Source organism: Geodermatophilus sp. URMC 64 (assembly GCF_053502555.1).
This window is the reverse complement of sequence record NZ_CP199955.1, coordinates 1,501,233-1,525,017: the sequence shown is the minus strand read 5'-3', so window position 1 is coordinate 1,525,017 and position 23,785 is coordinate 1,501,233. Positions and strand designations below refer to the sequence as shown.

Below are 23,785 nucleotides of genomic sequence, written 5' to 3'. Positions count from 1 at the left end.
CGTCACGCTTCCTTGCGGTTGTCGGGGAGGGCGTCGCGCCGGTCGAGGGCGGCGGCCAGCGCCCGCCGGCCGAGGACGAGCAGCATCGCCTGCCGGTAGTCGGCGCCGCCGCGGACGTCGGTGATCGGCGAGGCGTGCGCGGTCATCGCCCGCAGCGCCTCCTCGCGGCCGGCCTCGGCCGAGCTGCGGTCGGCGAGCACGCCGCTGTCGTCGTCGACGACGAACGACCGCGGGGCCACCGCGCCGAAGGCGAATCGCGTGCGCCGGGCACTGACGGCGCAGCAGAGGCTCAGCGTGGCCAGGTCCACCCCGCGCCGGCGGGTGAGCCGGGCGAAGGACGCGCCCAGCGGCGGCTCGGGGACCGGCAGCTCGACGGCGGTGGCGATCTCCCCGGGCCGCAGATCGGTGCGGCGCGGGCCGAGCACGAAGTCCGCGACCGGCACCCGTCGCTCGCCGTCCCGGCCCGAGAGGACGACGACGGCGTCGTACGCCAGCAGCGCCGGGCCGGTGTCGTACGCCGGCGAGGCGTTGCAGATGTTGCCGGTGAGCGACGCGCGGTTGCGGATCTGCACCGAGCCGACCGTCTGCGCCGCCTCGACCAGCGCGGGGAACCAGCGGCGGATCCGCTCGTCCGCGATCAGCTCCGAGAGCGTGGTGACCGCGGAGACCGAGATCCGCCCGTCGGCCTCGTCGATCCGCGCCGGCAGGTCGGCCAGGTGCTTGAGGTCGAGGACGACGCGGGGCGTGATCCGGCCGCTCTGCAGCCCGACGATGAGATCGGTGCCGCCGACGATCATGCGGACGTCCTCGGGGGCCGCGGACTCCAGGACGTCGTAGGCCTCGGCGAGCGAGCCCGGCCGCGCGTAGGCGAACGGTCTCATGACGTCCGGGCGGCCGACGGCGCGGCGGCCTGCTGCTCGGCCACCTCGGCCAGGTGGCCGGCGAGCCGGTCCCGGACCTCGTCGAAGTGGCTCTCGATCGCGCGGACGACGCCGTCGGTGTCGCGGGCGCGGATCGCGTCGAGGATCGGGTCGTGCAGCGCCGCGCTCCACTGCGGGTCCGAGCCGGGGCCCACGAGGGTGATGTAGGTGCGCGACATCGGCTCCAGCGAGCGCCACACGCGCAGCAGGGTGCCGTTGCCGGACAGCTGCATGATCCGCTCGTGCAGGCTGGCGTCCACGATGGCCAGCGCCCGGCCGTCGCCGGCGTCCGCGGCGCGCTGCATCTCCTCGCCGATCGCCAGCAGCCCGGCGACGTCCTCGTCGGTCAGCCGGGCCATCGCCAGCCGGGCGCCGAGCACCTCGATGGTCGAGCGGACGACGTAGGCCTCGAGCAGCTCCGCGGTGTCGAGCCGGCGCACGCGGGCCCCGCGGAACGGGGTGATCTCGACGATGCCGAGCGCCTCCAGCCCGCGCAGCGCCTCCCGCACCGGCGCCTGGCTGGTGCCGAGCTCCTTGGCGACCGCCGTCTCGACGATCCGGGAGTCGGGCGGGTAGGAGCCGTCCAGGATGGACTCGAGCAGCCGCTCCTTCACCTGGTCGGCGAGGACGCTGCGCGTGAGGGCGTCGGGGCCAGACATGGCCACCTCCAAGTTCTCCGTCGAGGGGGAGCGCGATCGCGCCGGCTCCGCTGCGCCCCATGATCTCGACAATCCCAGCGAACCCGGGGACCCCACGATGGAGGCCCCTCGGATGCTGCCCTCGATAATCGATGATGACGCTACGTGGGCCGCCGGGGACCGTCAAGGAGCGGGCCGCCCGGCGTCCCGACCGGCGGTGAGGGCCTTGAAGCGCGCCATGTTCTCGGTGAGGGCGGCCTCGGTCGGGAGCCGCTCCATGCTCGAGGCACCGAAGAAGCCGACCACGCCCGTCGTCCGCGACAGCACGTACTGCGCGTCGTCGGGCTCGGCGATCGGCCCGCCGTGGCAGAGGACGATCACGTCGGGATTGATCGCGACCGCCGCGTCGCGCATCTCCTGGATCAGCGCGACGCAGTCGTCGAGGGTCCGTGCGGTGCGGGCGCCGATGCTGCCCTTGGTGGTCAGCCCCATGTGCGGCACGAGCAGGTCCGCGCCGGCGCGCGTCATCGCCTCGGCGGAGGCGACGTCGAACACGTAGGGGGCGGTGAGCAGGCCCCGCTCGGCGGCGAGCCCGATCATCTCCACCTCCTGCGCGTAGCTCATCCCGGTCTCCTCGAGGTTGGCGCGGAAGACCCCGTCGATGAGCCCGACCGTCGGGAAGTTCTGCACCCCCGCGAAGCCGGCGTCCGCAACCTGCCCGAGGAAGCGGTCCATCAGCCGGAAGGGGTCGGTGCCGCACACGCCCGCGAGCACCGGCGTCTCCCGCACGACCGGCAGCACCTCGCCGGCCATCTCCAGGACGATCGCGTTGGCGTCGCCGTACGGCATCAGCCCGGCCAGCGAGCCGCGCCCGGCCATCCGGTAGCGGCCGGAGTTGTAGACGATGATCAGGTCCGCGCCGCCGGCCTCCGCGCATTTCGCGGACAGGCCGGTGCCGGCTCCGGCGCCGACGATCGTGCCGCCGCCCGCCAGGGTCTCGCGCAGCCGCTGCCGCGCCCGATCGCCGTTCACGCGTCGTCCTCTCGCTGACCGATCAGGAACTCGTCGAGCCGTGCCGCCATGGCGACGGCGAAGGCCTCGTCGTTGATGTGCGCGTCCACCTCGTGCACCTCGACCGACGGCGCCAGCGTCGCCCGCAGCCCGGCCAGCAGCGCGGCGTCGGCGTCGGGGTCGGCGAACGGGCCGCCCGCCCCGGAGATCGCGGAGACGCCCCGCAGCGGCACGAACAGCGCGACCGGGCCGCGCGCCGCGGAGAGCTTCGCGCCGATCCGGCGGCCGAGCTCGGCGCACTCCTCGGACGTGGTCCGCATCAGCGTGACGCTGGGGTTGTGCACGTAGAAGGTCCGGCCGGCGAACCGCTCCGGGACCGTCTCCCGCGGGCCGAAGTTCACCATGTCGAGGGCGCCGAGCGAGACGACCTGCGGTACGCCCAGCCGGCCTGCCACCTCCAGCCGGTGCGGACCCGCCGACAGCACGCCGCCGACCAGGTCGTCGGCCAGTTCCGTCGTCGTCAGGTCGAGCACGCCCGCGACGAAGCCGGCCTCCACGAGGGCCTCCATGGCCCGCCCGCCGGTGCCGGTCGCGTGGAACACGAGCACCTCGTAGCCGCGCCGCTCCAGCTCCCCGCGGGCCGCGGTCACCGCAGGCGTCGTGACACCGAACATCGTGGCGGCCACCACCGGCCGCCGCTCCCCCGGGTCGACCGGTGGCGCGGTCACCATGCCGGCGACCGCGGCGGCAGCATTGGCGAGGATCCGGGCGGACACCGAGTTCAGGCCGGCCACGTCGGTGACGGCCGGCACGAGGACCACGTCGCTGACATCGACGTAGGGGCTGGTGTCCCCCGAGGCCATGGTCGACACGACCACCTTCGGCAGGCCCACCGGCAGCGCCCGCATCGCGGCCGTGGCGATCGCCGTGCCGCCCGAGCCCCCGGCGGCCAGCACCCCCTGGCAGCGGCCCTCGTCGAACAGCCGGCGGACGACGACCGGCGCGGCGGCGCACATGGCCCGGACGGCGGCGCCGCGGTCGGTGAGCGCGGCGAGGTCGAGCCCGCCGGCCGCGGCCACCTCCGCCCGCCCGATGTCCGGCGGGGTGCGCGGCGGACCCTGGGTGCCGACGTCGACGAGGACGGTGTCGACCCCGGAGGCGCGGAGCCGGTCCCGCAGGAAGGCGTACTCGTCGCCCTTGGTGTCGAGGGTGCCGACGAGGACGACGGTCGGCTTCCTCACCGGCGGCTCCTTGACGTGTCCCAGGTCATATGGTCGTATCCCTAATCGATTATCGGTTGCCCCGCAAGGGTGCGAAGGGCTCGGTGCGTTGGATGGCCACACAGACTGCAGCGGCCCGCCGCTCCGCTCCCCGTTTCCGGGTGCCGGTCGCCCCGGCGATCGCCGTCCTCGTGGGGGCGCTCGGCCTGCTCGGGGTGCTCTGGCAGGCGTTCGAGGCCGGGTTCGGCAGCGAGGGGAACGTGCCGACGTTCATCCTCATCACGCTCAACGGCCTGACCCTGGCCGGCCTCTACTTCATCAGCGCCAGCGGGCTGACACTCATCTTCGGCCTGCTGCGGGTCACGAACCTGGCGCACGGCGCGCTGTTCCTGCTGGGCGGCTACCTCGCGCTGACCCTCGTGCAGAACGGCGTGTCCTGGGCCCTCGCCGCGCTGCTGGCCATGCTCGGCAGCGGCGTGGTCGGCGTGGTGATGCACCAGCTGTTCCTGCGCTGGAACCAGGGCCAGGACCTCCGGCAGGCGCTGATCACCATCGCGTTCTCCCTGATCCTCGCCGACCAGATGCTCGGGTACTTCGGGGCGACGCCGACGGCGATCCTCCCGCCGGAGTGGCTGGCCCAGCCGTTGCCGCTGGGCGTCTACGACCTCGCCTACCCGACCTTCCGCATCGCGATGCTGGTCGCCGCGGTGCTGGTCGGGCTGATCTTCTGGCTCGTGTACAAGCGGACCCGGGTCGGCATGGTCGTCCGGGCCGGTGTCGACGACACCCAGATGACCTCGGCCCTCGGCGTGAACGTCCAGCGGGCCTTCGCGATCGCCTTCTTCGTCGGCTCCGCGCTGGCCGGGCTCGGCGGCGTGTTCGCCGGCACCGCGCTGTCGCTGGCGCCCGGCCAGGACCAGACGTTCCTGGTCAGCGCGCTCGTCGTCGTCATCGTGGGCGGCATGGGCAGCCTCGGCGGCGCGGCACTCGGCGCCCTGCTGCTCGGCCTGGTCGACCAGTACTCGAGCGCGTACCTGCCGGCCGAGTACTCGAACCTCTCCGCCCTGCTCACCTTCGTGCTGCTCGCCGCGATCCTCGCGGTGCGGCCGACCGGACTGTTCGGGAAGGCCCGATGAACCGCATCTGGTCCCTCGGCACCCGCGGCGTCCTGGCGGCCGTGCTGGTCGTCGTCGCCCTCGTGCCGGTGCTGACCACCACCTTCTTCACCAGCCAGGTCGGGCTCACCTCGCTGTGGCTCGGCATCGTCGCGGTGAGCCTGACCTTCCTGTCCGGCTACGGGGGCATGGTGTCCCTGGCCCAGACGGCGCTGTTCGGCGTGGCCGGGCTCATCGCGGCCAAGCTGTCCGCGGAGGCGGGCTGGAACCCGTGGGTGGCCGCGCTGGTCGGGATCGCGGCCGCGACCGCGGTCGGGCTGCTCTTCGGGGCCGTGGCCAGCGGCAGCCAGGGCATCTACTTCCTGATCATCACCCTGGCGTTCGCGCAGGTGACCTACTTCTACTTCGCCGCCGTGCCGACCTTCGGCGCGCACGAGGGCATCAACGCCGTCCGGCCGCCCGCGGTGCTCGGCGACCCGGTGCAGGAGCCGGACCGGATGTACTGGTTCCTGCTCCTGGTGTCCGTGGTCGTCTACCTCGGGCTGCGGTGGGTGTCCCGCACCGCCTTCGGCCTGGCCCTGCAGGGCGTGCGCGACGACCCGGTGCGCATGGCCGCCCTCGGCTACAACGTCCGGCTGCACCGGACGCTCGGCTTCGCCCTCGCCGCGCCCGTCGCGGGGGCCGCCGGCGTGCTGTCGGCCTGGTCGAACACCCGCATGTCGGCCGGGTCCATCTCGCTGGGCATCGCGATCCTCGTCCTGACCGCGGCGGTCATCGGCGGGCTCAACCGGCTGGAGGGCGCCTGGGTCGGCGCGTTCCTCTACACCCTCTGCGACACCTACCTGCGGGGCTGGAGCGACCGCTTCACCACCTGGCTGGGCGTCGTCTTCCTGGTGATCGTGCTGGTCTCCCCCGGCGGGATCGTCGGCGTGCTGGGCAGCACCGGAGCCTGGCTCAGGCGCCACCTCCCGGGCGGGCCGGCCGCGCCGGCCGCCCCGCCGGTTGCGCCGCCGGCCGTTCCCGTCCCGGCGTCGACGAAGGGGTCGATGTGACAGACAGCGTGCTGCGGGTGCGCGGGCTGACCCGCCGCTTCGGCGGCGTCACCGCCGTCAGCGACGTCGACCTCGACATCGCACCCGGCGAGCGGCGGGCGGTGCTCGGCCCGAACGGCGCGGGCAAGTCGACGCTGTTCAACCTCATCGCGGGAGCGGACATCCCCACGGCCGGCGGCATCGAGCTGTTCGGCCGGGACGTGACCGGCCTCGGCGCACGCCGGCGGACCCGGATGGGGCTCTCCCGCACCTTCCAGACCTCGCGGCTGCTCACCGGGCTGACCGTGGCCGACAACCTCTACCTGGCCGCGATCGGTGTCGCCGGTGGCCGGTTCCGCCTGCTGCGCACCGGCCGGGACCGCGACGCGCGCGAGCGGGCGGCGCGGACGGCGGCGGCCGTCGGCATGACCGACCGGCTGGACACCCTCGCCGGCGACCTCTCCCACGGCGAGCAGCGCCAGCTCGAGATCGGCCTGGCCCTAGTGGCCGAGCCGCGGATGCTGCTGCTCGACGAGCCGGCCGCGGGGCTGTCCCGGGCCGAGCGGCAGCTGCTGACGGCGCTGCTGCTCTCCCTCGACCGGGCGGTGACGCTGCTGCTCATCGAGCACGACATGGACGTGGCCCTCACCGTGGCCGAGCGGGTGACGATGATGCACGACGGCGTCGTGATCGTCGAAGGGACGCCCGCCGAGATCCGCGGGAACCAGCGCGTCCACGACCTCTACCTGGGACGGGCCCATGTCTGAGCAGGTGCTGGAGATCTCCGGCCTCGACGCCCACTACGGCAGCGCGCACGTGCTGCACTCCCTGTCGCTGTCGGTGGGGCGGACGTCCACCGGCATCGTCGGCCGCAACGGCATGGGGAAGTCGACCCTGTGCAAGGCGATCATGGGGCTCACCCCGCCCCGGGCGCGCGGGTCGATCCGGCTGGACGGCGAGGAGATCCTGGGCCGGCCGTCGTACGACATCTGCCGCCGCGGGATCGCCTACGTGCCGCAGGGCCGCCGGATCTTCCCGTCGCTGTCCACCGACGAGCACCTGCGCATGCTCGGCCGGTCCCTGGCCACGCGGGGGAAGTGGACGATCGACGCCGTCTACGACCTCTACCCGCGGCTGGCCGAGCGGCGGAAGGTCAGCGCCGCGATGCTCTCCGGCGGCGAGCAGCAGATGCTGGCGATCGGGCGGGCGCTGCTGACCAACCCGAAGCTGCTGGTCATGGACGAGCCGTCCGAGGGCCTCGCGCCGACCATCGTCGAGCAGCTCACCGACACCTGCCGGACGCTGGTCGCCGAGGGCCTCACCCTGCTCATCGTCGAGCAGAACCTCGGCATGGCCACGGCGGTGGCCGACCGCTTGCTGGTGATGGTGCACGGCGAGGTGGCCCTGGAGACCACCTCGGCGGACCTCCTGGCCGACGAGGAGGCGCAGCGCCGCTACCTCGGCGTGGAGCCGACGGCCGCCTAGCCAGCTCAGCCGAGCGGGACGCAGAGCGCTGCGGGGTCGTCCGGGCACGGGGCGCCGACGTGGACGGCGGCCGGCGTGATCGCCCGCTCGGCGCCGGTGGCCGCGTCCTCGAGGCGCAGCGTGTCGATGCGCGCCTGCAGCGTGGGGAAGACGTCGGCCCGCCCCTCGGGGGTGGCCGGGGTGACCGCTTCGTCGAGGACCACGTAGCCGGTCACCCGGTTCGGCCCGCCCCGGGACCAGAACGTGTCCGTGACCGGCAGCGGCGGATGGTCGGTGCAGTACTGGTCGTGGCCCGGGCTCGGGTTGAAGAAGACGCCGACGTCACCGATGTCAGCGGGCGTGGCCGGTCCCGGGGTGACCGTGAGATGGCCGGCGAGGGCCGGCTGGGTCTCCCCCTCCACCGCGTACTCGAAGAGACCCGCACGTACTGCAGCGATGGACCCTCCACCGGGCAGCCCTCGAAGAACTCGGTGAACGGGAGCACCAGCCCGGTCACCACGGGGCCGACGCTGACCCGCAGCGTGCCGGCGGAGTCGCTGGGCGCGACCCGGATGTCGGCCCAGGCGACGACGACCGGCTCGTCGGGATCGGGGGTGGGGTGGCCGGCGGCGGGGCCGCGGCCGACGACGTCACGGCCCCCTCCTGCTGCTCCTCGGGGTGCGTCATCGCGTCCAGGAAGCCGCAGCCCGTGGCGGTCAGCAGGACGACGACCAGGGCTGCTGCGGTGCGGACGGCGCGACTCACCGGCGCAGCGCGGAGGAGGACCCCGTCCCTCTCACCCCTCGCACGCTCGGGGGCGAGCCTCCGGACGGGGCCACCTAGGCACCGCGACCGAGATGGCTGATCACCGACGCGCCGAAGAACTCGATGTGCGCCCGCATCTCCTTGCCCGCGAGCTCGGGGTCGCGGAACTGCACCGCCTGCAGCACCGGCCGGTGCAGCTCGGCGATGGCGTGCAGGTCGGAGTGGCTCTTGAGCGCGCTGACCAGGCTGCGCGCCTCCACCCGCAGCGACCGCCACACGTCGAGCAGCACCTGGTTGCCCGAGGCCTCGACGATGATCTCGTGGAAGCGGGTGTCGTGGACCATCAGCGCGTGCAGGTCGCCGGTCCCGGCGGCGCGCCGCATGCCGGCGAGCTCCTCGCCGAGAGCCGCCAGCTGCTCCTCGGTGATCCGCGTCGCCGCCTCGCGCCCGGCCACCTCCTCGAGCGCGGCGCGCACCGGGTAGATCTGGATGAGCTCCTCGGGGCTGACCTCGCGGACCCGCGCGCCGCGGTGCGGCTGGGACTCGACGAAGCGCATGGCCTCGAGGTCGCGGAGGGCCTCGCGCACGGGCGCCTGGCTCACGCCGAACTCCGCCGCGACGGCGCTCTCGACGATGCGCTCCCCCGGTCCGTAGGTTCCGTCGAGGATGCGCTCGACGATCCGTTCCTTGATCGCGTCCCGGAGGAGACCGGTGCGCTGCGGCGCCCGTTCCATGAGCCCTCCTCTTATCGATGGCCCGATGCAGAACGGCCCGGTTATCGATAGTTAGCGCCGCGGGGCGCCGCCGTGTCAAGCAGCAGGCCACGGCGCCCGTTCCCACCGTCCAGCGTTCCACACGCTGCGACGGGGGTCACGCGAGAGGGTTGACGTGCGTCACACGGCCGTGCTTGATTATCGATAGTTCGCCGCCGGGGGCGCGCCCCGGTGGCACGGCAGATCCCCCGATCCCGCACCACCACGACTCACGACGGAGTGGGCATGAGCGACGACAGCGCCAACGACACCGTCCTGGCGACCTTCTACGGGGACGACGAGTTCCCGGTGCAGTGGGAGGACGGCCAGAAGGAGCTCTTCTGGGTGCACGACGACCTGCACATCCCCAACCCCATCTCGCCGATGTACGCCGACATCGGCGGCTGGTGGCTGAAGTGCGACTACATGTTCCGCCGCTTCGGGACGCCGTTCGCCTCCGACTGGATCTCCAAGATCGTCAACGGCTACGTCTACACCGCCGCGATCCCCGCGACACCGGGTCTGTCCGCCGAGGCATCGGAGTACGGCAGCCGGTACACCCCCCGGGTGCCGCTCGACCCGCAGGACCCCGCCGAGATGGGCGGGTACATGGGCTGGACGCTGCCGTACTACGCGGAGAACTTCCTCGTGTGGTGGCGTGACCGGCTGCGCCCCGAGATGGAGCACAACTTCGTCCGCTTCGACGAGTACGACTACGAGGGCGCCAGCCTGGTCGAGCTCGCGATCCTGCTCGAGGACGCGATCGACATGCACGACCGGCACTGGCAGATCCACTGGGTGCTCAACTTCGCCCAGTTCTCCTCGACCCTGGCGCTCAACGCCGCCATCGCCGCCGCGAAGGGCGAGGGCGACCACTCCGCGCTCATGGGCCGGCTGCAGAGCTCGACGGTGAACCGGAACTGGGACTCCATCGAGGAGCTCTGGAAGATCAAGGAGTGGGTGAAGAAGGAGCAGGGCGAGGTCGCCCGCGCCTTCGAGAAGGCCACCGCCGGTGACGTCCTGCGGGCGCTGCACGGCAGCGAGGCCGGCCGCGCCTTCCTCGCCGAGCACGTCGAGCCGTACCAGAAGACCTTCGGCTTCAAGTCGATGTACGCCCACGAGTTCTCGTTCCGGACGTGGCGGGAGGACCCGGCGCCGATCGTCGAGGCCGTCCGCGGCTACCTCGAGAGCGACTACGACTACCCCGCGGAGCTGCAGGCCGTCGCCGACGACCTGGAGAAGGCCAAGGCGGAGGTGTTCGAGGGCGTGGAGCCCGGTCCGGCGCGCGACGAGCTGGAGCGGGCGCTCGAGCTGAGCCTGCGGATGAACCCGCTCACCCCCGACCACCACTTCTACATCGACCAGGGCACCAACGCCCGCGTCCGGCTGGTGCTCGTCGCGATCGGCCGCAAGCTCGTCGAGGAGGACAAGCTCGACGACGACGAGGACGTCATGTACCTCAAGTACAACGAGCTGCGCCGCCTCATGGCCGGCAGCAACTCCTTCGACGCCAAGGAGCTCGTCGGCGACCGCCGCGACGCCCGCGAGGAGGCCTACGAGGTCCGGCCGCGCGACTGGATCGGCACCGCCTCCGAGTCGCAGGTCGGCTTCCCCTACTGGTCGCTGTGGGCCTTCCCGGAGAAGCTGAATCGGCCGGCACCGAGCCACGAAGGCGAGATCCCGGGCCTGCCCGCCTCGGCCGGCGTGGTCGAGGGCACCGCCCGCGTCGTCCTCTCCGCCGAGCAGTTCGGCGAGGTGGAGGAGGGCGACATCGTAATCTGCCGGATGACCAGCCCGTCCTGGGTCGTGCTGTTCACCAAGATCTCCGGCCTGGTCACCGACGCCGGCGGCATGGCCTCGCACCCCGCCGTCGTCTCTCGCGAGTTCGGCATCCCGGCCGTCGTCGGCACGTCCGACGCGACCCGCCGGATCACGACCGGTGACCGGGTGCGCGTCAACGGCTCGACTGGCCGCGTCGAGATCGTCAGCGACGTCCGGACCGCGCCCGCCGCCGCCCTGTGATCAGCGCTCTGAGAGGCCACCGATGACCGCGATCCTGCCCACCGCGTCCGAGGCGACCCACGACGAGCCGCTCGTCCTGCCGTTCACCGACCCCCGCTGCCAGGTGGTCGAGCTGACCGGCGGCAAGGGCGCGAGCCTGGCCAGCATGACCGCCGAGGGGCTTCCGGTCCCGCCGGGCTTCGTCATCACGTCGGCGGCCTTCGCCGCCGCGGTGGACTCCGACGCCCTGCGCGAGGCGATGCGCCGCAAGGACGTCGAGGCCGCCCGTGCGCTGGTCGCCGCCGCGCAGCCGCCGCGCGAGCTCATCGCCGCGGCCTTCGCCGCGCTCTCCGGCCCGGTCGCCGTCCGGTCCTCGGCCTGCGCCGAGGACTCGGAGGGAGCGAGCTACGCCGGCCAGCAGGAGACGTTCCTCAACACCGAGGGTCTCGAGGCGGTGCTGCACAACGTCGTGGAGTGCTGGCTGTCCTTCTTCACCGACCGCGCCGTGTTCTACCGGCAGGAGAAGGGGTCGCTGGAGGACGTGGCGATGGCCGTCGTCGTCCAGCAGATGGTCGACAGCCAGAAGTCCGGGGTCCTGTTCACCGTCGACCCGGTGCACGGCCGCAAGGACCGCATGGTCGTGGAGGCCGCCCGCGGGCTCGGCGAGGCCGTCGTCTCCGGCGAGACCACCCCGGACAACTACACGCTCAACCGCGAGGGGGTCGTGAAGAAGTCCAAGGTCGTCGACGCCGAGCGGGTGCTGACCGACGAGGAGTGCGCGGCGCTGGCGCGGATGGGCCAGAAGCTGGCCGGCCTGCACGGCTGCCCGCAGGACATCGAGTGGGCCTTCGACGCGGCCGGCGACCTGTACCTGCTGCAGTCCCGCCCGATCACCACGATCTAGCACCCGTGCGGTTCGTCACCTACGCGTCGGCCGACGTCCCCTCCCGGGTCGGCCGGCTGGACGGCGCGACGGTGCTCGACGTCGGCTTCGACGGCGACATGGTCGCCTTCATCGAGGCGGGTGCGCCGCTCGGCGACGAGCGGCCGGTGCCGGGGGCACGACTGCTCGCGCCGCTGGTGCCCCGCTCGTTCCGTGACTTCCTCGCCTTCGAGGGGCACCTGAAGAACGCGTACAAGAACCTCGGCCGGGAGGTCCCGGCCGAGTGGTACGACGTGCCGGTCTACTACCGGAGCATGGGGACGACGGTCATCGGGCCGGACACCGAGCTGCCCTGGCCCTCCTACAGCCGGCAGCTCGACCACGAGCTGGAGCTCGCCGCGGTGATCGGCCGGCCGTGCCGCGACGTGGCGCCCGCGGACGCGCTCGACTGCGTCTTCGGGTTCACGATCTGGAACGACATGTCCGCCCGCGACGTCCAGCGCCGCGAGCTGCCGGTGGGCATGGGCCCGGCCAAGGCCAAGGAGTGGGACGGCTCCAACGTCCTCGGCCCCTGCATCGTCACCCCGGACGAGATCGACCTCGCCACGTTGGAGCTCGAGGTCCGGGTCAACGGGGAGCGCTGGGGCGGGGACCGCGTCTCGGCGATGTACCACTCGTTCGGCGACCTGATCGCCTACGCGGCGCAGGACCAGACCCTGCTGCCGGGCGAGGTCCTCGGCTCGGGGACCGCCACCGGCGGCTCGGGCCTGGAGCTCGACCGCTGGATCCAGCCCGGGGACGTCATCGAGATGGAAGCCGGCCCGATCGGCGTCCTCCGCAACACCGTCGGCACACCCAACCGGAAGGACAACTGACATGGCGTTCGTCGTCGCGGCCACCTGGAAGGCCAAGCCCGGGGAGGCCGAGCGGGTCACCGAGGTGATCAGGAAGATGACGCCGCTGTCGCGCGCGGAGCCGGGCAACGTCTTCTACCAGGCGCAGGTCAACCCGGAGGACCCGGAGACGTTCTTCCTGTACGAGCAGTACACCGACGCGCAGGCCTACGAGGACCACAAGAACACGCCGCACTTCCAGGAGAACGTGTTCGGCTACATCATCGAGTACCTGGCCGAGCGCAGCGTCAAGACCTACGAAACGATCGATGTCTGAGGTCACCACGGTCGACCCGTCGACCGGGGAGCCACTGGCCACCTACCCGGCCTCGGACGTCGACGGGGTCCGCGCGGTGCTCACCGCCGTGCACGCGGCAGGGCCCGCCTGGGCGGCGCGGCCGGTCGAGGAGCGCGCCGACCTCGTCCGCGCGATCGGCGCACGACTGCGCAAGCAGGCCGACGAGCTCGCCGGGCTGATGACCGCCGAGATGGGCAAGCCGATCGTCGAGGCCCGCGCCGAGGTGGAGAAGTCCGCGACCGCGTGCGACTACTACGCCGAGCACGGACCGGGCTTCCTCGCCCCGCGGCCGGTGGACACCGGCGGGAACCAGCGCAGCTGGGTGGCGCACGAGCCGCTCGGCGTCGTCCTCGCGGTGATGCCGTGGAACTTCCCCTTCTGGCAGGTGCTGCGTTTCGCCGCGCCGACCCTCCTCGCCGGCAACACCGCGATCCTCAAGCACTCCCCCAACGTCACCGGGTGCGCGCTGGCGATCGAGCAGGTGTTCCGGGACGCCGGGCTGCCCGACGACGTGTTCCGCAGCGTCGTCGTCGCCGAGGCCGACGTGCCGGAGGTCAGCCGGGCGCTCATCGAGGACGACCGGATCACGGCGGTCAGCCTCACCGGCAGCGAGCGGGCCGGGGCGGCGGTCGCGGAGGCGGCCGGCCGGGCCGTCAAGAAGAGCCTGCTCGAGCTCGGCGGGTCCGATCCCTTCGTCGTCCTGGACGACGCCGATCTCGAGCTGGCCGTCGCGGGCGCGGTGAAGAGCCGGTTCATCAACTCCGGGCAGAGCTGCCTGGCCGCGAAGCGGTTCGTGGTGCAGGCGGGCGTGGCCGAGGAGTTCACCCGGCGTTTCGCCGCGGCGGTCGCAGAGCTGCGGGTCGGCGACCCGCGCGACGAGACGACCGCGGTCGGGCCGATGGCGCGGGCCGACCTGCGCGAGGGGCTCGAGCGCCAGGTGCGCGAGTCCGTCGCCGCCGGTGCCACCGTGCTGACCGGGGGCTCTGCGCTGGACGGCCCGGGGGCGTTCTTCGCGCCGACGGTGATCACCGGCGTGACCCCGGACATGCCGGTGATGGGCGAGGAGACGTTCGGCCCGGTCGCCGCCGTCGTGGTGGTGGCCGACGACGACGAGGCGGTCCGGGTGGCGAACACGACCCGGTACGGGCTCGGCGCCAGCGTGTGGAGCGCCGACGAGCAGCGGGCGCTCGCCGTGGGGCGGCGGATCACCTCCGGCGCGCTGTTCGTCAACGCCGTCGTCGCGTCGGACCCGCGGCTGCCCTTCGGCGGCACCAAGCGCTCGGGCTACGGCCGCGAGCTCGGCGAGGCCGGCGCGCTCGAGTTCACCAACGCGCGGACCTACGTCGTCGGCGGCGGTGTGCCGGCGGGCCCGGCCACCGAGTGAGTCCCGGCCGTCACACCGCGGCGGCGAGCACCGCCCGGGCGTCGGCGGGGCAGGCGAACGCGCGCGGCAGCCGTCCGGTCCGCACGGCCACGGCCGGCCGGAGCGCGACGAGCGGGCCGGCCGGCGCCGTCCGCCGGGCGCGGAGGACGCCGCAGGTGACGACGGCGCAGCACAGGCTGAAGCCGGCCGAGAGCCACATGGCCGGCTGGTCGACCAGCACGCCGTAGCCCACCCAGGAGGTGCACGACCCCGCGCCGAGGTACCACCGCGCCGGCGACATGCCGGAGAGGTCCCGGGTGCGGTCGAACAGGATGCCCAGCAGCTGCGGCAGCGCGGCGGCCGCGCCCACCAGGGTGACCACCGAGCCGAGCGTGCCCGCGACCGCCGCCGGGTCGGCACCGAGCACGTCCACCGCGACCAGGCTGCCCGCGGCCAGCGTGGCGAGACCGGCGGCGCCGGACGCGGTGCCCCGCAGCATCGCGCTCGAGCGCAGCCGCGGCTGGGCGTTCAGCAGGGCGGCCAGCACGGCCGCGTTCCCGGCGCCGACGACCGCGTTGGTCACGATCTGCGCCGGGTCGCCGATGAGGACGCCGAAGGTCAGCCAGCAGAGGTTGAGGCCGACGGCGAGCCAGGTGCTCGTCGGGGACAGCCCGAGGGTGCGGCCGTGCCGGCAGGAGAGCCAGACCTGGGGCCAGACGACGGTGATGCTGAGGGCGGCCGCGAGGAAACCGAGGGCGGCGATCATGGTGGAGCGGTGTTCCGTTCAGGTGGACGAAAGGGGCATGGCCACCGGCCGGTGAACTCGCGTTCGCCGATCGGAACCCTCGTCGCTGAGCGGTGCCGCAGATGCTGGATCGATGACCACTGAGGTCATCGGCGCGATGCCTGCGTGACAGGAGGCGCTCCGGCGTGATCTTTCTGTGATGCTCGTCGCCCCGCTCCACCAGGGGCGCCCCGTCCGGGACGCCGTGGTCACCCGGCTGCGGGCGACCACGGCGCGCCGGCGGTCAGGCCTCGGGCGGGATCCGGTAGGGCGCGGTGCCTCCAGCGTCGACCTGCAGGGTGATGCCGGTGACGTAGCGCGCCTCGTCCGAGGCGAGGAACAGGACGGCGTTGCTGATGTCGACGGCCTCGACCCAGGGGATCGGCAGCGCGTTGATCGCCCGGAAGCCCTGGGCGGCCTCCTCCCGGCTGGCGCCCGGCAGCCCGAACAGCTCGTACATGGCCGGGTTCTGCACCATCGGGGTGTCGACGGTGGTGGGGTGCACGGAGTTGACCCGGATCCGCGCCGGCGCGAGCTCCACGGCCAGTGTCCGCATGAGCCCGACGACGCCGTGCTTGGCCGCGGTGTAGTGCGCCAGGTTGGGGAACGCCACCAGCCCCGCGGTGGAGCTGGTCAGGATGATCGACCCGCCCTCGCCACGGTCCACCATCGGTCGTGCGGCGGCCTTCACCGTCTTCCAGACCCCGGTCAGGTTGATGTCGATCATCGTCTGCCAGTCGTCCTCGCTGAGGTCCAGCGCGGGCCCGAAGGTCCCGATGCCGGCGTTCGCGCAGACGATGTCGATGTGGCCGAACTGGGACATCCCCTCGTCGACGGCGGCCTGCAGCGCCGAGAGGTCGCGCACGTCGGCCTTGCGGGCCACTATCCGGCGGTCGAGGCTCTCCACCTCCTTCACCGTCTGGTCCAGGTCCGACTGGCTGGCGCCCGGATAGGGCACGCCGGGCACGTCCTCGCAGATGTCCACGGCGATGATGTCGGCGCCCTCCTGGGCCAGGCGGACCGCGTGCGAACGCCCCTGACCGCGTGCGGCCCCGGTGATGAAAGCGACCTTTCCCTGCACTCGTCCCACTTCGTGCCTCCCCTCGGCAGCGGGCTCTCCGCCGAGCCCGTCCCCCGACCGTGGCGCGCGTCACACTCCGGGTCAAGGGCGGCCCCGCACCCCTGTGGTGGCGGACGGCGGGCGCGGGCGGTAGACAGACCGCGACCGGTCACGTCCACCCCGCTGCGCCCCGGGAGGCGGTCCTGAGCACCGACGCCCCGCTGTCCGACCCGGCCCTCGCCGCCACCCGGGTGACCCGCGACGAGGCGGCCGCCGTCCGGGAGGCACGGGAGCGCATCGCCGTCCACCTGGTCGGGCGCGGGCGCGAGCTCGACCTGCTGCTCGCCGCCGTCGCGGCCGGCCGCGACGTGCTGCTCGAGGGACCGCCCGGGACCTCCAAGTCGACGCTGCTGCGCGCCATCACCGCCGAGTGGGGCATCCCGCTGCTGTTCGTCGAGGGCAACGCCGACCTGACGCCGTCCCGGCTGGTCGGGCACCACAACCCGGCGCGGGTGCTGCGTGAGGACTACTCGGAGAACAACTTCGTCGCGGGCCCGCTGGTCGAGGCGATGCGCACCGGCGGCTTCCTGTACGTCGAGGAGTTCAACCGGGCACCCGAGGACACGCTGAACACGCTGCTGACCGCGATGGCGGAGCGGCGGATCGCCGTCCCGCGGGTGGGCACCGTGGACGCGCTGCCGACGTTCCGCGTCATCGCCTCGATGAACCCGTACGACAACATCGGGACGACGCGGCTGTCGACGTCCGTGCACGACCGGCTGTGCCGCCTGTCGGTCGACTACCAGGACGCCGAGGCCGAGCGCGGCATCGTCGACCGGCGCACGGGGATCTCCTCGCCGCGCCTGGTCGCCGACGCGGTCGGCCTCACCCGGGCCACCCGGGAGCGCGAGGACGTGCAGCAGGGCAGCAGCGTGCGGGGCGCGATCGACGTCGCGCTCATCGCCGCGCAGCTGGCCACGATGCGCGGCGTCGAGCTGCCGGACGACGCCTCGATCGACCCGCCGCGGGGGTTGCCCGAGGCGTACACCGGCCTGGTCCTCGACGCGATGCTCGTGGCGCTGTCCGGCCGGATCCACCTCGACGAGACGATCGAGGAGACGCCGGAGGACGTGCTCCGCCAGATCTGGGAGGACCATTTCCTGCTCAGCCCGGCGGCCGCCCAGCCCGGTTGAAGGGCGATCGAGGCCGATTCCCCGGTGCGCCGGCGGCGGGACTCCCGCGCGAGCCGGTCGCGCACCCTGCGGCCGCTGCGGCGCAGGCCCAAGCAGCTCACCGAGGAACCCTCGCTGTTCGCCCCGGCCACCGGCGGTCAGGGCGGGCTGGTGCTCTCCGCCCGCGACGCCGGGCGGCGCGGGCCCGCGGCCCGGCAGCGCGGGAGCAGCGCGCCGGGGACGACCGACGAGCCGGCGCAGACGATCGCGCTGGCCGACCTGGAGCTCACCGACGTCGACGAGCGGGTGGCCCGGCAGCGCGCGCGGGAGATCGCGGCCCGGCTCGCGATGCCCCGCCCCCGGCGCGACACCCACGCCCGCCGCGGCATCGGCGAGCTGGAGAGCGTGCCCTACCGGGCAGTCGCCGACGACATCGACCTCGACCGGACCCTCGACGTCCTCGCCGGCAACCCGGTGCCGGAGGACGACGACATCATCGTGCGCGAGCGGGAGCGCACCCGCCGGTCGGTGGTCCTGGTCGTCGACGTGTCCGGATCGATGAAGGGGGAGCGGGTCCGGACGGCGGCGGCGGCCGTCGGCGCGCTCGCCGGCGAGCTGCACCGCGACCAGCTGGCCGTGGTGGCGTTCTGGTCCGACGCCGCCGTCCTGGTGCGCCTCGGCGAGCCGGTGTCGCCGCTGCGGGTGCTCGACCTGCTGCTCCGGGTGCCCGCCCGGGGGCTGACCAACGTGGCGTTCGCGCTGGAGGTGGCCGGCAGGCAGCTGGCGAACGTGTCCCCGCGGGACGCGCGGGTGCTGCTGCTGTCCGACTGCGTGCACAACGCCGGCCCCGACCCGCGCACGACCGCCGCGCGGCTGCCGCGGCTCGACGTCCTGCTCGACACGTCGGGTGAGGACGACGTGGAGCTCGGCCGCGACCTGGCCCGGCTCGGCCGCGGGCGGGTCCGGCTGGTGCGCGACCACCGCGACGTCGGGCGGGCGCTGTCCGCCGTGTTCGCGCACTGACCCGGCGTCGATCACAGCCCTTTCCCAGGAGCCGGGACTACCGTGCCGCCATGACCACGCCGGTCCGCACGTCCCGCCCGCTGCTGTCGTCGCTGGTCGTCGGCGCGGCCGTCGTCGCCGCCGTCGGCATCGTCGGCTGGCTGCTGCTGCTGTTCGTCAAGGGCACCGTCGTGCTGATCAGCTGGGCGCTGGGCATCGCCCTCGTCGTGCTGCCGCTGCTGCTCGCGCGGCGCGTCGTCTCGGGGCACAGCGGGGTGGAGCGCCGCCGGCGCCTGTGGACCATCGCCCAGGCCGTGGCGATCGGGGTGGCCCTCTGCGCGATCGCCTACTTCGTCGGCGACCACGGCTGGCTGCTGATCGCGGTGCCCGCTGCGGTGGTGGCCGTCCTCCGCGTGGTCCGCGCGGTGCAGGCGCGGCGGGAGCGGCTCGCCGTCCGCTGAGCTCGACGCTCAGGTGGCCGGCTCGGCCGCGGATGACCCGACGGGCTCGACGGCGCCGGTGGCGACGACCGGCCGCGGCAGCCGGCGCGGTGCCGGGCCGGCCCGGAGGACGGTCCGGTCGCGGACGCTGCCGTACAGCCGCCCCTCGTAGGCCTTGACCGCCGCGACCAGCACGATGCTGACGACGACGAGCAGGGACCACGACCCGAGCTTGGCCGGGTGGACGAGCGTCCACACCGACTCCTGCGACGGGTACTGCCAGGCCCGCAGGAACGTGGCGGCGTTCTCCGCGGCCCAGAGGAAGAAGCCGATGAGGCCGAAGGAGAGCGCGAGCGGCATGGCGTAGCGGTGCGCGCCGACGGTGAAGTGCACCCAGGTACGCCTCGTCACGAGCAGCAGGGCGGCGGCCAGCACGAGTCTCGCGTCCCACATCACGTGGGAGGTGAAGAAGTTCAGGTAGACGAGGCCGGCCACGGCGGCGGTGCTGCGGGCCCGGTAGGCGGTGATCCGCAGGTCGAGGCGGCGCCACGCCTGGCAGACGTAGCTGCCGACGGCCGCGTACATGAAGCCGCTGTAGAGCGGGACGTCGCCGACCGTCGCGAGGCCGGTGTCGGGATAGGACCACGAGCCCTGCCGGACCTTGAACAGCTCCAGGGCGAGCCCGACGAGGTGGAAGCCGAAGATCACGGCGACCTCGCGGCCGGTCTCCCAGCGGACGAGCCAGAGCACCAGGGTGACGCCGAGACACCACACCAGCAGCGCGTCGGCGGGATCGATCGGGAGCGGCACGAGCCGGACGAGCGCCAGCCCGAGGAAGAACAGGGCCGCGAACAGGCAGCACTGCGCCTCGACCCATCCGAACCGCAGCAGCTGACGCACGCGCCGAAGGCTAGGTGAGCGCCGGCGCAGGACCGTGCGTCCGCGCCGCACGCGTGTCGGCCGTGCCGGGGCGTTGACCCCGGCCCGGACCCGCGCGGAGCATCTGCCGGGTGCTGGTGCTCACCGGCGATGAGGTCGCCGCGCTCCTCGACCTGGACGCGCTGATCGACGCGCTCGCCCCGGCGATGGCGGACCTCAGCGCCGGCCGCGCGTCGGTGCCCGAGCGGACCGGCGCCGTCGTCCCGGAGGCGGACGGGCGGCTGCTCGCGATGCCCGGATACGTGCCCTCCCAGGGTGCGCTCGTGACCAAGCTGGTCTCGCTCTTCCCGCGCAACGCCGGGTCCGCGTTGCCCACCCACCAGGCGGTGATCGTCGTCTTCGACGCCGCGACGGGCGCCCCGGCCGCCCTGCTGGACGGCACCGTCATCACCGCCGTCCGCACCGGTGCCGGCTCGGCGTTGTCCGCGCGACTGCTGGCGCGGGAGGACGCGTCGGTCCTGGCGGTCCTGGGGACCGGCGTGCAGGCCCGCTCGCACGCCCGGGCCATGGCGAAGGTCCGCCCGATCCGTGAGGTCCGGGTCGCCGGCCGCGACCCGTCCCGGATTGAGTCCGCGGCCACGGACCTGCAGAAGCAGCTCGACATCGAGGTCCGCGCGGTCGGCTCCTACCGCGAGGCGACGGACGGCGCCCACATCGTCTGCGCGACGACCCATCCCACCGAGCCGGTCGTCCGGCGGGAATGGTTGACCCCGGGCACGCACGTGACCTCCGTGGGCTGGTCCCCCGGCGGCCGAGAGGTCGACGACGCGACCGTTGCCGAGGCGCTGGTGTGCGTCGAGTCGCGCGGGGTGGCCTTGGCTTCGCTCGCCGCTGCGGGCAGTGCCGACCTCACCGAGCCGCTGCGCGGCGGCCTCATCACCGAGGACGGGATGGTCGAGGTCGGCGAGCTCGTCGCCGGCACCAGGCCGGGCCGCACCTCGCCCGACCAGATCACGCTGTACAAGTCCGTGGGCGTCGCGGTGCAGGACGCCACGGCGGCGGCCCTCGTGCTCGCGGCCGCCCGGGCCGCCGGGGCCGGGCGCGAGCTGGCGCTCTGACCGCGCCGATCTCGGCGGCCGGGCTGGAGGCCACAACGGCCGGCGCCCCGGCCCCGCGCGAAGGCGGGACCGGGGCGCCGGCCGGATCAGGCGGTGATCAGCTGCAGCCGCTGGTGGAGCCGCAGCCCTCGCAGACGTAGCAGCTGCCGGCGGGGCGCATCTTCGTGCCGCAGGTCATGCACAGCGGCGCGTCGGTGGCGGTGCCGGTCACCAGCTCGAGCAGCTCGGCCGAGGAGTGCGCCTCCTTGACCGGCTTCTCGGTCGCGGTCTCGGGCTTGCGCTCGTCGGTCGGAGCCGAGCTGCGCAGCGCCTCCAGGTCGACGTCCTCCTCGACGACCGTGCCGGCCGACGCGGAGGTGCCGTAGCCGGACACCTGGGCGGCCCGCTCCTCGGCCGTGAAGATGCCGAGGGTCGCGCGGGTCTCGACCGGCAGGTGGTCCAGCGCCAGGCGACGGAAGATGTAGTCCATCACCGACTGGGCGATCCGGATGTCCGGGTCGTCGGTCATGCCGGCCGGCTCGAAGCGCATGTTGGTGAACTTTTGGATGTAGGTCTCCAGCGGCACACCGTGCTGCAGCGCGATCGACAGCGCGATGGAGAAGGCGTCCATGACACCGGCCAGGGTCGAGCCCTGCTTGCCGAGCTTGAGGAACACCTCACCGAGGCTGCCGTCCTCGTACATGCCGGCGGTCATGTAGCCCTCGGCGCCGGCGACGCTGAACGAGGTGGTGACGCTGGTCCGCTTCTTCGGCAGCCGCTTGCGCACCGGGTGCGACAGCGCGGCCGGCGCCTCGACCTCGGCCTTGGTCTCGGCCTTCTTCGCCTTGGCGTCGGAGAGCGGCTGGCCGACCTTGCAGTTGTCGCGGTAGATCGCCAGCGCCTTGAGGCCGAGCTTCCAGCCCTGGAAGTAGATGTGCTCGACGTCCTCGACGGTCGCCGACTCCGGCATGTTCACCGTCTTGCTGATGGCGCCGGAGATGAACGGCTGGACGGCCGCCATCATCCGCACGTGGCCCATCGGGGAGATGGCCCGCTCGCCCATCGCGCAGTCGAACACCTCGTAGTGCTCCGGGCGCAGGCTCGGGGCGTTGACGACGTGGCCGTGCTCGGCGATGTACTCGACGATCGCCTCGATCTGCTCCTCCTGGTAGCCCAGGCTCTTGAGCGCGCGCGGCACCGTCTGGTTGACGATCTGCATCGAGCCGCCGCCGACCAGCTTCTTGAACTTGACCAGCGAGAAGTCCGGCTCGATACCGGTCGTGTCGCAGTCCATCATGAAGCCGATGGTCCCGGTGGGGGCCAGGACCGAGGCCTGGGCGTTGCGCCAGCCGTTGTCGGCGCCGATCTCGAGACACTCCTGCCACTGCGCGGTCGCCGCCTTGAGCACGTCGGCGTCGTCGGCGCCCACCGGGCGGATCGCGTCGTTGGCCGCGGCGTGCTTGCGCATGACCCGGGCGTGGGCGTCGGCGTTGCGGGCGAAGCCGTCGTACGGGCCGACGATGCCGGCCAGCTCGGCCGAGCGGCGGTAGGCGGTACCGGTCATCAGCGAGGTGATGGCCGCCGCGAGGGTCTGCCCGCCGCGCGAGTCGTACGCGTGGCCGGTCGCCATGAGCAGAGCGCCCAGGTTGGCGTAGCCGATGCCCAGCTGCCGGTAGGCGCGCGTCGTCTCACCGATCGGCTCGGTCGGGAAGTCGGCGAAGCAGATGGAGATGTCCATCGCCGTGATGACCAGCTCGACGGCCTTGACGAAGTTCCTCGAGTCGAACGTGCCGTCGTCCTTGAGGAACTTCATCAGGTTCAACGACGCCAGGTTGCACGAGCTGTTGTCCAGGCTCATGTACTCCGAGCACGGGTTGGACGCGTTGATCCGGCCGGTCTCAGGGTTGGTGTGCCAGTCGTTGATCGTGTCGTCGTACTGGATGCCCGGGTCGGCGCACTCCCAGGCCGCCTGGGTGACCTTGCGGAACAGCGCCTTGGCGTCGGTGGTCTGGATGACCGAGCCGTCGAGCCGCGCCCGGAGACCGAACTCGGTGCCGTCCTCGACCGCCCGCATGAACTCGTCGGAGACCCGGACGGAGTTGTTGGCGTTCTGGTACTGGACGCTGGTGATGTCCTTGCCGCCGAGGTCCATGTCGTACCCGGCGTCGCGCAGCGCGCGGATCTTGTCCTCCTCGCGCGCCTTGGTCTCGATGAACTCCTCGATGTCGGGGTGGTCGATGTCGAGGACGACCATCTTGGCCGCGCGCCGGGTGGCGCCACCGGACTTGATCGTCCCGGCGGAGGCGTCGGCGCCGCGCATGAAGCTGACCGGGCCGGACGCGGTGCCGCCGGAGGAGAGCAGCTCCTTCGAGGAGCGGATGCGGGAGAGGTTCAGGCCGGCGCCGGAGCCGCCCTTGAAGATCAGCCCCTCCTCCCGGTACCAGTTCAGGATCGAGTCCATCGTGTCGTCGACGGCGAGGATGAAGCAGGCGCTGACCTGCTGCGGCGCGCTCGTGCCGACGTTGAACCAGACGGGCGAGTTGAAGCTGAAGTACTGGTGCAGCAGCATCCAGGTCAGCTCGTGCTCGAAGATCTCGGCGTCGCCCTCGGTGGCGAAGTAGCCGTACTCGCGGCCGGCCGCCCCGTAGGTGAGGACGACGCGGTCGATGAGCTGGCGCAGGCTGTTCTCGCGCTGCGGGCTGCCGACGGCGCCGCGGAAGTACTTGGTCGTGACGATGTTGGTCGCGTTGATGCTCCACTCGGCGGGGAACTCGACGCCGCGCTGCTCGAAGTTGATCGAGCCGTCACGCCAGTTCGTCATGACGACGTCGCGGCGCTCCCACGTCACCTCGTCGTACGGGTGCACGCCCGCGGTCGTGAAGACCCGCTTGACCTTCAGGCCCTTCCCCCGGGCTGGCGCCTTGCCCCCGCGACGTGCTCGGGTGGGGGTCAGGCGGTCGTCGGTCTCGGTCATGAGTTGGAGCTCTCCCTTGGTGC

23 protein-coding genes are annotated in these 23,785 nt (G+C 72.9%); 13 read left to right on the top strand and 10 right to left on the bottom strand.

Features of this window, described 5'->3' with window-relative positions; genetic code table 11:
- Positions 1-2 precede the first annotated feature (2 nt).
- From ACWIYF_RS07570 to ACWIYF_RS07555, 4 genes are all read right to left on the bottom strand, one after another.
- The gene (locus ACWIYF_RS07570) at positions 3-881 is read right to left on the bottom strand and encodes an FAD binding domain-containing protein (protein ID WP_448627501.1); all 879 of its coding nucleotides are present in this window, start codon (positions 879-881) and stop codon (positions 3-5) included.
- Positions 878-1,579, bottom strand: a complete 702-nt coding sequence (locus tag ACWIYF_RS07565; protein ID WP_448627500.1) for a GntR family transcriptional regulator — start codon at positions 1,577-1,579, stop codon at positions 878-880. The genes ACWIYF_RS07570 and ACWIYF_RS07565 overlap by 4 nt, the downstream gene beginning before the upstream one ends.
- A 162-nt stretch (positions 1,580-1,741) precedes the next feature.
- A complete protein-coding gene (locus ACWIYF_RS07560) occupies positions 1,742-2,590 on the bottom strand; it encodes a phosphoenolpyruvate hydrolase family protein (RefSeq protein WP_448627499.1) in 849 nt (282 codons plus the stop codon).
- Positions 2,587-3,810, bottom strand: a complete 1,224-nt coding sequence (locus tag ACWIYF_RS07555; protein WP_448627498.1) for a Tm-1-like ATP-binding domain-containing protein — start codon at positions 3,808-3,810, stop codon at positions 2,587-2,589. Before ACWIYF_RS07555 ends, ACWIYF_RS07560 begins: the two co-directional genes overlap by 4 nt.
- Positions 3,811-3,902: 92 nt before the next feature.
- On the opposite strand from ACWIYF_RS07555, the gene ACWIYF_RS07550 reads away from it, so the two are divergent.
- The 4 genes from ACWIYF_RS07550 to ACWIYF_RS07535 are packed head-to-tail and all read left to right on the top strand — an operon-like array spanning position 3,903 to position 7,420.
- The gene (locus ACWIYF_RS07550; protein WP_448627497.1) at positions 3,903-4,925 is read left to right on the top strand and encodes a branched-chain amino acid ABC transporter permease; all 1,023 of its coding nucleotides are present in this window, start codon (positions 3,903-3,905) and stop codon (positions 4,923-4,925) included.
- On the top strand, positions 4,922-5,956 hold the full coding sequence (locus ACWIYF_RS07545) for a branched-chain amino acid ABC transporter permease (RefSeq protein ID WP_448627496.1): 1,035 nt from the start codon (positions 4,922-4,924) through the stop codon (positions 5,954-5,956). The genes ACWIYF_RS07550 and ACWIYF_RS07545 overlap by 4 nt, the downstream gene beginning before the upstream one ends.
- Positions 5,953-6,702: an ABC transporter ATP-binding protein gene (locus ACWIYF_RS07540; RefSeq protein WP_448627495.1), complete on the top strand. Its 750-nt coding sequence runs from the start codon at positions 5,953-5,955 to the stop codon at positions 6,700-6,702. The genes ACWIYF_RS07545 and ACWIYF_RS07540 overlap by 4 nt, the downstream gene beginning before the upstream one ends.
- Positions 6,695-7,420, top strand: coding sequence for an ABC transporter ATP-binding protein (locus tag ACWIYF_RS07535; RefSeq protein ID WP_448627494.1), 726 nt, complete (start codon positions 6,695-6,697; stop codon positions 7,418-7,420). The genes ACWIYF_RS07540 and ACWIYF_RS07535 overlap by 8 nt, the downstream gene beginning before the upstream one ends.
- A gap of 5 nt (positions 7,421-7,425) precedes the next feature.
- Here the strand turns inward: ACWIYF_RS07535 and ACWIYF_RS07530 are convergent, their stop codons facing one another.
- Both ACWIYF_RS07530 and ACWIYF_RS07525 read right to left on the bottom strand, forming a co-directional pair.
- Positions 7,426-7,821 carry a hypothetical protein gene (locus tag ACWIYF_RS07530; RefSeq protein ID WP_448627493.1) on the bottom strand — a complete coding sequence of 132 codons (396 nt, stop codon included), beginning with the start codon at positions 7,819-7,821 and terminating at the stop codon, positions 7,426-7,428.
- Between the two features lie 417 nt (positions 7,822-8,238).
- On the bottom strand, positions 8,239-8,898 hold the full coding sequence (locus ACWIYF_RS07525; protein ID WP_448627492.1) for a GntR family transcriptional regulator: 660 nt from the start codon (positions 8,896-8,898) through the stop codon (positions 8,239-8,241).
- A gap of 264 nt (positions 8,899-9,162) precedes the next feature.
- Between ACWIYF_RS07525 and ACWIYF_RS07520 the strand changes: the two genes are divergently transcribed.
- Genes ACWIYF_RS07520 through ACWIYF_RS07500 form a run of 5 tightly spaced genes read left to right on the top strand, consistent with a single transcriptional unit; the run spans position 9,163 to position 14,375 of the window.
- Complete coding sequence (locus ACWIYF_RS07520; protein WP_448627491.1) at positions 9,163-10,938, top strand: PEP-utilizing enzyme; 1,776 nt, start codon at positions 9,163-9,165, stop codon at positions 10,936-10,938.
- 22 nt (positions 10,939-10,960) lie between these two features.
- On the top strand, positions 10,961-11,821 hold the full coding sequence (locus ACWIYF_RS07515; protein ID WP_448627490.1) for a PEP/pyruvate-binding domain-containing protein: 861 nt from the start codon (positions 10,961-10,963) through the stop codon (positions 11,819-11,821).
- A 5-nt stretch (positions 11,822-11,826) separates the two neighbouring features.
- On the top strand, positions 11,827-12,675 hold the full coding sequence (locus ACWIYF_RS07510) for a fumarylacetoacetate hydrolase family protein (protein ID WP_448627489.1): 849 nt from the start codon (positions 11,827-11,829) through the stop codon (positions 12,673-12,675).
- 1 nt (position 12,676) lies between these two features.
- On the top strand, positions 12,677-12,970 hold the full coding sequence (locus tag ACWIYF_RS07505; RefSeq protein WP_448627488.1) for a putative quinol monooxygenase: 294 nt from the start codon (positions 12,677-12,679) through the stop codon (positions 12,968-12,970).
- Positions 12,963-14,375, top strand: coding sequence for an NAD-dependent succinate-semialdehyde dehydrogenase (locus ACWIYF_RS07500; RefSeq protein WP_448627487.1), 1,413 nt, complete (start codon positions 12,963-12,965; stop codon positions 14,373-14,375). The genes ACWIYF_RS07505 and ACWIYF_RS07500 overlap by 8 nt, the downstream gene beginning before the upstream one ends.
- Positions 14,376-14,385: 10 nt before the next feature.
- On the opposite strand, the gene ACWIYF_RS07495 is transcribed toward ACWIYF_RS07500, so the two are convergent.
- Both ACWIYF_RS07495 and ACWIYF_RS07490 read right to left on the bottom strand, forming a co-directional pair.
- Positions 14,386-15,120: a SemiSWEET transporter gene (locus ACWIYF_RS07495; RefSeq protein ID WP_448627486.1), complete on the bottom strand. Its 735-nt coding sequence runs from the start codon at positions 15,118-15,120 to the stop codon at positions 14,386-14,388.
- Between the two features lie 262 nt (positions 15,121-15,382).
- Complete coding sequence (locus ACWIYF_RS07490; RefSeq protein WP_448627485.1) at positions 15,383-16,228, bottom strand: mycofactocin-coupled SDR family oxidoreductase; 846 nt, start codon at positions 16,226-16,228, stop codon at positions 15,383-15,385.
- A 50-nt stretch (positions 16,229-16,278) separates the two neighbouring features.
- Here ACWIYF_RS07490 and ACWIYF_RS07485 point away from each other — a divergent pair, with 50 nt between their 5' ends.
- Genes ACWIYF_RS07485 through ACWIYF_RS07475 form a run of 3 tightly spaced genes read left to right on the top strand, consistent with a single transcriptional unit; the run spans position 16,279 to position 18,833 of the window.
- Positions 16,279-17,391 carry an AAA family ATPase gene (locus ACWIYF_RS07485; RefSeq protein WP_448627484.1) on the top strand — a complete coding sequence of 371 codons (1,113 nt, stop codon included), beginning with the start codon at positions 16,279-16,281 and terminating at the stop codon, positions 17,389-17,391.
- Between the two features lie 24 nt (positions 17,392-17,415).
- Positions 17,416-18,393 carry a vWA domain-containing protein gene (locus ACWIYF_RS07480; RefSeq protein WP_448627483.1) on the top strand — a complete coding sequence of 326 codons (978 nt, stop codon included), beginning with the start codon at positions 17,416-17,418 and terminating at the stop codon, positions 18,391-18,393.
- 50 nt (positions 18,394-18,443) lie between these two features.
- Complete coding sequence (locus tag ACWIYF_RS07475; RefSeq protein ID WP_448627482.1) at positions 18,444-18,833, top strand: hypothetical protein; 390 nt, start codon at positions 18,444-18,446, stop codon at positions 18,831-18,833.
- A 9-nt stretch (positions 18,834-18,842) separates the two neighbouring features.
- Here the strand turns inward: ACWIYF_RS07475 and ACWIYF_RS07470 are convergent, their stop codons facing one another.
- The gene (locus tag ACWIYF_RS07470; protein WP_448627481.1) at positions 18,843-19,712 is read right to left on the bottom strand and encodes a DUF817 domain-containing protein; all 870 of its coding nucleotides are present in this window, start codon (positions 19,710-19,712) and stop codon (positions 18,843-18,845) included.
- Positions 19,713-19,822: 110 nt separating this feature from the next.
- On the opposite strand from ACWIYF_RS07470, the gene ACWIYF_RS07465 reads away from it, so the two are divergent.
- Positions 19,823-20,809 (top strand): ornithine cyclodeaminase family protein, encoded by a 987-nt coding sequence (locus ACWIYF_RS07465; protein ID WP_448627480.1) that lies wholly within the window; start codon positions 19,823-19,825, stop codon positions 20,807-20,809.
- Positions 20,810-20,906: 97 nt separating this feature from the next.
- Here the strand turns inward: ACWIYF_RS07465 and ACWIYF_RS07460 are convergent, their stop codons facing one another.
- Positions 20,907-23,762, bottom strand: coding sequence for a vitamin B12-dependent ribonucleotide reductase (locus tag ACWIYF_RS07460; protein ID WP_448627479.1), 2,856 nt, complete (start codon positions 23,760-23,762; stop codon positions 20,907-20,909).
- Positions 23,763-23,785: the final 23 nt, after the last annotated feature.